Source organism: Kitasatospora sp. NPDC058115 (assembly GCF_042884635.1).
Taxonomy (GTDB): domain Bacteria; phylum Actinomycetota; class Actinomycetes; order Streptomycetales; family Streptomycetaceae; genus Kitasatospora.
In genome coordinates this window covers 61,123-67,860 of sequence record NZ_JBHVTL010000006.1, presented here as the reverse complement: position 1 = coordinate 67,860, position 6,738 = coordinate 61,123, and the positions used below count along the sequence as shown (strand labels likewise).

Here is a 6,738-nt window from a genome sequence, read left to right as displayed (position 1 = left end):
GGGGGGGGGGGCTGTTTTTTATTCTATCCCCCCCCCCCGCGGGGCCCCCCCCGGGCGGGGGGGGGCCCCCCGGGTCACCGTGGCGCGCCCCGCCGTTGTGCCGCATCAGGACTGCCGGCGGCTCACTGCGCGGGGTCGCTCGCGCAGCGCGTCCCGGCGGCCGGCGCGGCGCCCTCCAGCAGGAAGGCGTCCACCGCGGTCCGGATGCAGGCGCTCCAGCCGTACCCGGTGTGCCCCTCGCCCTCGCGGGTGAGCAGCACGGCGTTGCCGAGCTGGGCGGCGAGCTTCTCGGCGTTGGCGTACGGGGTGGCCGCGTCGCCGGTGGAGCCGACCACGACGATCGGCGCCTGGGCCTTGGAGGCGATGGGGTGCGAGCGCTCGGCCGAACGGAACGGCCAGGTCCGGCAGTCCGGGTCGAAGACGGCGGCGCTCGGGTCGTGCCGGCTGATCAGCGGGGCCTTCGCGGCCAGGTCGGCGTAGGCGGCCTGGAGCGCGTCCCCGGTGGGGACGTCGGTCGCCCCGTCGGCGCAGTGGATGGCGGTGTAGGCGTCGGCGGAGACGTTGTAGTGGCCGTCCTTGTCGCGCCGGTTGTAGGAGTCGGCGTAGCCGAGCAGGAGGTCGCCCTTGCCGTTGGCCATGGCCTGCGTCAGCACGGTCCGCAGCTGGTCCCAGGCGCTCTCGTCGCCGTAGAGGCCCTCGATCACGCCGGTCCACGCCAGGGTGCTGGTGAGGACGCGGCCGGTGCTCGTGGTGAGCGGCTTCTGCTTGAGCCCGTCGAGGAAGTCGGCGAGCTTGCCGGCGGCCTTGTCGGGGTCCTTGCCGAGCGGGCAGGAGGACTTCTTGGCGCAGTACGCGGCGAAGGCGTTGAGCGAGCGCTCGAACCCGGCGTACTGCTCGATGTTGTGCTGGGCGAGCGGCAGGGACGGGTCGACGGCGCCGTCCAGGACGAGCCGGCCGACGCGGTCCGGGAACTCCTCGGCGTAGACGCTGCCGATGTAGGTGCCGTAGGAGAGGCCGAAGTAGGTGAGCTTCTGCTCGCCGAGCGCGGCGCGCAGCACGTCCATGTCGCGCACCGAGTCGCGGGTGCCGAGGAAGGGCAGCAGCTTGCCGTACTTGGCCTGGCAGGCGTCGGCGAGGACCTTGCCGTGCTCCGGGCCGGGGTCGTCGGTGCCGAGCCAGTCGTCGCGGGTCCTGTCGTCGAGGCAGTTCACCGGGGAGGTGCCGCCGACTCCGCGCGGGTCGATGCCGACGGTGTCGAAGCGCTCCCGGACACCCTTCTGGAAGTAGTCGGGGTTGCGCTGGACGAAGCCGACCCCGGTGCCGCCGGGGCCGCCGGGATTGACGACGACGGCGCCGATCCGCTGGTCGGGCTTGGCGGCGGGCTTGCGGACCACGGCGACGTCGAGGGTGCCGGCGCCCGGGTCGGCGTAGTCCAGCGGGACCTTGAGGGTGGTGCACTGCACCGCCGACTCGTCGATCTTCGCGGTCTTCGGGTCGTCCGCGCAGGCCGCCCAGCCGAGCTGCTGGCCGTAGAAGGCCTGGAGGGCCGGGTCCGCCTGGCCGGTGGGCTTCACCGTCGGCGTGGGCGTGGCGGTCGGCGTGGGCGTCGGGGCGGGGGCCGCGGTGGCGCTCGCCGGGTCGGTGGGCGACGGCGTGGTGGTCGCGGCGGTGGACGGCGTGCCGGGGGCCGCGTCGGTGGAGCCGCCCGAGCTGGTGCAGGCGGCCAGCAGAGCGGCCGCGGCGACGGCGGGCAGGGCGCGTCGCGAGAACCGGGTGATCATCGAATGCACCGCACACGAATACCACCTGACGATCACACTGCTGACGGTGCCCCACCCGCTGCGGCCCGCCGGCCGTGCACGCTTCCGGACAAAGAGCGACGAACCCTCCGAGGAAACGTTTCCTCGGAGGGTTCGCCCACCGTTCGTCAGCGTTCCGTCAGCCGCCGCACTGCTGGAGCATCGCCTTCTTGTCGGCGTCCGTCACCGGCAGCTGGTACTTCAGCGACACCTGGGCGAAGCGCACCGCGTAGGAGCAGCGGATCTCCGGGCTGGCCGGCAGCCAGGCGGACGGGCCGGAGTCGCCCTTGGAGGCGTTCTGCGAACCGTCGGCCGGGATGAGGTTGAGCGGGTCGTTGGCTATCTGCACCCGCTTCAGCTTGTCCCACTTGGCGGCACCCATCTGCCAGTCGTAGGACAGCGGCATCACGTGGTCGATCTGGATCTTCGAGGCCTGCTTCTTGTCCCACTCCACCGTCTTGCCGGTGTACGGGTCGTGGATGGTCATCGAGGTGACCACGCACGTCGAGCCGTCCTTGCGCTCCACCGCCGAACCGTCGCGGGCCAGCAGGTCGTTGCGGGTGTCGCAGTTGTTGTGGCCGCCGGGTATGCCGTCCACGTTGTCGGTCCAGGCCGGGCCGAACTCATTGCGGTCGTAGCCGTCCTTGGGCCCGGCCGCGGCGGTGGAGACCTTGGCGATCAGCTCACGGCCGGCCTTCTGGTCCTCGGCCGAAGTCAGCGGCGCCAGACCGGGCTTGGTGCCGTCGGGGTTCTCCAGCGGGCTGGTGCCCCGGCCCGCCGCGGCCGCCGCGCCGGACCCGGCGGACGCGCCGCCGCCCGCCGGCTTCTTGTCGTCCGAGCAACTGCTCAGCACCGCGGCGGATATCAGGAGGACCACGGCGGTGGCGGACAGGGTGGTGCGACGACGGGCGGGCACGGGGACTCCCCAGGTGGGCGGGCGGCTGACGGCGCACCAGCAGACCAGCCGCCCCGCGAGTGGTCAAGCCACCACAACACGGAGCATTTCGATCATGGCGAAGCTCACACCCGCAGGTCCCGGACGACCTCCTCCAGCACCGTCCCCAGCGGCGTCGCCGCCACCCCCAGCACCTGCCGGGTGAGCGCCGAGTCGAGCAGCAGCGGCCGGTCGTAGAGGTAGGCCATCTCCTCGACCTCGGCGAGGATCTCGTCGCCCGAACCGGCGAGCTCCGCCACCGGGACCGCCGTGAGCGCCGGCTGCGGCGCTCCGGCCGCCTGCGCCAGCAGCGCGGACAGCTCACGGGCGGAGGCCTCGCTCGTACTGGGCACGTGCCAGGCCCGGCCCCAGGACGCCTCGTTGCGCGCGGCCGCGACCAGGGTGGCGGCCACGTCGCCGACGTAGCTCCAGCTGTGCGGCGCGTCCAGGTCGGCGGGGTAGCCGATCGGGGTGCCCGCCACCACGGCCGGCGCCACGGTGAGGGCGAACAGCGAGGTCGCCGCGCGGCCGAGGAAGTCGCTGGCCCGCACCTCGGTGACGCGCGCCCGGCCCGCCTCGTGGGCGGCCAGCGCGTCCGCCCACAGGGCCGCCCGCACGGCGCCCTTGCGGCTGCCCGGGGCGGCCGGCCGGTCCTCGGTGAGCGGGCCGTCCACCGGACCGTAGCCGTAGACGTTGCCGAGCATGACGTAGCCCGCGCCGGAGCGTTCGGCGGCGGTCAGCAGGGCGGCGGCGAGCGGCGGGAACCCGGTCGGCCAGCGGTGGTACGGCGGGGCCGCGCAGTTGATCAGCGAGTGGGCGCCCTCGACCAGCGCGGTGAGGGCGTCGGCGTCGGTGGCGTCGGCGGCGACGCGCTCGACACCGGGGTGCTCGGGACCGCTGCCGCGCCGGGTCACGAGGCGGACCCGCTCGCCCTCCCCGGCCAGGCGCAGGGCGGTGGCGGTGCCGGTCGGGCCGGCGCCGGTGACGACGTGGAAGGACATGGGGGGCTCCCGGGTTGCCTGAGGGGTGGTGACGCCGGACTGGGCGGCGCCGTGATCAACTCTCGGCCAGGGCCCCGCCGCGCGGCAGGGCTCCGGCTGCCAAGGTTCCGGAGGTTCTGGCCATGCCCTCGTCCGCGCCCCCGCCCGCGCTCCCGTCCGCACGGCCGTCCGCGGACGTGCACCGGGTCGCGGTCGTCGCCGTGCCCCCGGTGACCGCCTTCGACCTCGCGATCCCCGACATCGTCTTCGGCTCCGCCGAGGTGGACGGCCGCCCGGCCTACCGGGTGCGGATCTGCACGATCGAGCCCGGTCCGGTCGCGAGCACCAGCAGCCTCCAGGTCGTCGTCCCGCACGGCCTGAACGCGATCGCCACCGCCGACACCGTGCTGGTGACCGGCTCGGCCTCCCGCACCGACGCCGACGAGCGGATCCTCGCCGCCCTGCGCGCCGCGGCCGCCCGGGGCGCGCGGATGGCCTCGATCTGCACCGGCGCGTTCGTCCTCGCCCAGGCCGGACTGCTCGACGGGCACAGCGCCACCACCTACTGGGTGCAGGCGGGCGCGCTGGAGCACCGCTTCCCCAAGGTGCGGGTGCTCCCGCAGGCGCTGTTCGTCGACGACGGCCCGGTGCTCACCTCCGCCGGGCTGACCGCCGGCATCGACCTGTGCCTGCACATGGTGCGCACCGACCACGGCGCGGCGGTGGCCAACGCGGTGGCCCGGCTGGCGGCGGTCTCGGCGGTCCGCGACGGCGGCCAGGGACAGGTCCTGCCGACCCCGGTGGCCGCCCCGGACGGCAGCTCGCTCGCCGCCACCCGGGCCTGGGCCCTCACCCGGCTCGCCGAGCCGCTCACGCTGGCCGGGCTGGCCGCGCACGCGGGGGTGAGCGTGCGCACCCTCAACCGCCGCTTCCAGGCCGAGACCGGGACCACCCCGCTCCAGTGGCTGCTCACCCAGCGCCTCGAACAGGCCCGGGAGCTGCTGGAGTCCACCGCCCTGCCGGTGGACCGGGTCGCCGCCCGCACCGGCTTCGTCACCCCCGACTCGTTGCGCCGTCACCTCCTCCAGCGGGTCGGCATGACGCCGCGTGCCTACCGCGCGCACTTCACCCGGCCGACGGCCCGCGCGAACGGCTGACGGCTGACGGCTGACGGCACCGGACCGTGCGAACGGCCGACGGCGCCGGACCGTGCGCAACGGCGGCCGGGGCGGGCAGGCTGGGCGCATGGAACGGAGCGAGACGGTGGCCGCCCTGGTGCTGGCCGCCGGTGGCGGGCGGCGGTTGGGCGGACGGCCGAAGGCGCTGGTCCGCTACCGGGGCCGGCCGCTGGTGGAGCACGCGGTGGCGGTGGTCCGGGCGGGCGGCTGCCGGGAGGTGACGGTGGTGCTGGGCGCGGACCGGGAGCGGGTGCGCTCGACGGCCCATCTGCCGGGCTGCCGCCTGGTGGCCAATCCGGACTGGGAACGCGGCCTGGGCTCCTCCCTGCGCACCGGGCTGGCCGCGCTGCCCGCCCGGTCCTCGGCGGCGCTGGTGATGCTGGTGGACACGCCAGGGGTGAGCCCGGCCGCGGTGGCCCGGCTGCTGGCCGCGCACCGGGCCGGGGCGGAGCTGGCCGCCGCCGCGTACCACGGCCGGCGCGGGCACCCCGTGCTGATCGGGGCCCGGCACTTCGCCGAGGCGGCGCAGGGCGCACACGGCGACACGGGGGCGCGGGCCCTGCTGGCGGCGCACGCGGACGATCTCACGCTGGTCGAGTGCGCCGACGTCGCCGCCCCGGACGACCTGGACACCCCGGACGATCTGGCCCGGTGGGGCGCGCAGTGACGCACGGGCCGCACCGGGCCGCACGCGTTCACCCCCGTTCGCCCGGGAGGAGGGCCCGGCTCCCGCCCGAGGGGGAGGCGTCTCCTCCTCTCCGCCGATCGATCGAGCGCACACCCCTGATTCGTCCCTGAGGATTGCCGCATTCCGCGCCGCACCCCCCAGGTTTCGGGGAGCATGGGACACGTCACCCACCCCCGATGCGAACGGACGGTGCCCGCGATGCCCGGACTGCCCGACGACTTCACCGGACACGACCCGGCCGGACGCGGCCCGGCGGCGGGTGGCGCCCGGGCGATCCGCTGCCCCGCCTGCCGGCGGGAGCACCTGTACGAACCCCCGTCGCTGCCCTGCCCGTGCGGCGCCTCGCTCAAGGTGCCGCTGCTGCGCGGCGGGGTGCCGGTGCAGGTGCGCTTCCGCTCGTGGGAGGACTCCTGGCTGAGCATGCGCTGTCCGCACTGCGGGCGCTCCGACCAGTGGCCGCAGCCCGAGTTCACCTGCAACTGCGGGGCCACCGTACGGCTCCCGGTGGACCGCACCACCCGGCTGGGCGGCGGCGGCACCGCCGGCCCGCTGGGCGCCGCCGCCGGTCCGCGGGCCTCCCACCCGCACCCGGTGCGTCCCGCGCACTCGCTGGACGCGCCCGCCGCGGCCCCGCCGGCCGCGGGTGCGGGCACGGGCGCCCCGGCCGCGCCGTGGCGGCGGCGCGCGCCGTTCCGTCCGCACCCGGTGCGGACCTCCCAGGACGCCGTGTTCACCGCGGCCCGCTACCTGGAGTGGCTGGGCTTCGACGACCTGGAGCTGACCGAGGCCCAGGAACGCGACGGGGTGACCCTGCTGGGCAGCCGGATGGTCGCGCAGGTGGACACCTGGACCGAGCCGGCCGATGTGAAGTCGGTCGAGTGCCTGTGGCTGCAGACCCTGCACGCGGAGGAGATGGCCGCCGCGATGTTCACTCTTGCGGGCTATTCGCACCAGGCCACGGTGCGCGGCGAACAGCTGCTGGTGGCGCTGTTCAGCCTGGACCTGGCGGGTGTGCCGCAGCCCGCGAACGGCGCCGCCGAGGCCCTGATGGAGACCGGCTGGACATCCTGAGGTCCCGTCCGGTTCCCCGGCCCGTCGCCCGCTGATCATCCGGGAGAAAACCCGTCCGGACGCAACAACCTCCGCTCGTGATCTGGTG

The 6,738-nt window shown here is 75.3% G+C and carries 6 protein-coding genes; 3 read left to right on the top strand and 3 right to left on the bottom strand.

All coding sequences use genetic code 11. The annotated features are described in order from the left end of the window. Positions 1 to 122 precede the first annotated feature (122 nt). The 3 genes from ACFVVL_RS08155 to ACFVVL_RS08145 all read right to left on the bottom strand — a co-directional run bounded on the left by ACFVVL_RS08155 (position 123) and on the right by ACFVVL_RS08145 (position 3,734). Positions 123 to 1,781 carry an alpha/beta hydrolase gene (locus ACFVVL_RS08155; RefSeq protein WP_387672353.1) on the bottom strand — a complete coding sequence of 553 codons (1,659 nt, stop codon included), beginning with the start codon at positions 1,779 to 1,781 and terminating at the stop codon, positions 123 to 125. A gap of 157 nt (positions 1,782 to 1,938) precedes the next feature. Further along, on the bottom strand, positions 1,939 to 2,715 hold the full coding sequence (locus ACFVVL_RS08150; RefSeq protein WP_387672350.1) for an HNH endonuclease family protein: 777 nt from the start codon (positions 2,713 to 2,715) through the stop codon (positions 1,939 to 1,941). 104 nt (positions 2,716 to 2,819) lie between these two features. Then, the gene (locus ACFVVL_RS08145) at positions 2,820 to 3,734 is read right to left on the bottom strand and encodes an NAD-dependent epimerase/dehydratase family protein (RefSeq protein WP_387672347.1); all 915 of its coding nucleotides are present in this window, start codon (positions 3,732 to 3,734) and stop codon (positions 2,820 to 2,822) included. Positions 3,735 to 3,856: 122 nt separating this feature from the next. Here ACFVVL_RS08145 and ACFVVL_RS08140 point away from each other — a divergent pair, with 122 nt between their 5' ends. From ACFVVL_RS08140 to ACFVVL_RS08130, 3 genes are all read left to right on the top strand, one after another. Beyond that, positions 3,857 to 4,870 carry a GlxA family transcriptional regulator gene (locus tag ACFVVL_RS08140; protein ID WP_387672344.1) on the top strand — a complete coding sequence of 338 codons (1,014 nt, stop codon included), beginning with the start codon at positions 3,857 to 3,859 and terminating at the stop codon, positions 4,868 to 4,870. Positions 4,871 to 4,958: 88 nt separating this feature from the next. Beyond that, a complete protein-coding gene (locus ACFVVL_RS08135; protein WP_387672341.1) occupies positions 4,959 to 5,558 on the top strand; it encodes an NTP transferase domain-containing protein in 600 nt (199 codons plus the stop codon). 219 nt (positions 5,559 to 5,777) lie between these two features. Next, positions 5,778 to 6,650 (top strand): hypothetical protein, encoded by an 873-nt coding sequence (locus tag ACFVVL_RS08130; RefSeq protein WP_380296001.1) that lies wholly within the window; start codon positions 5,778 to 5,780, stop codon positions 6,648 to 6,650. The last annotated feature ends 88 nt before the right edge of the window (positions 6,651 to 6,738 follow it).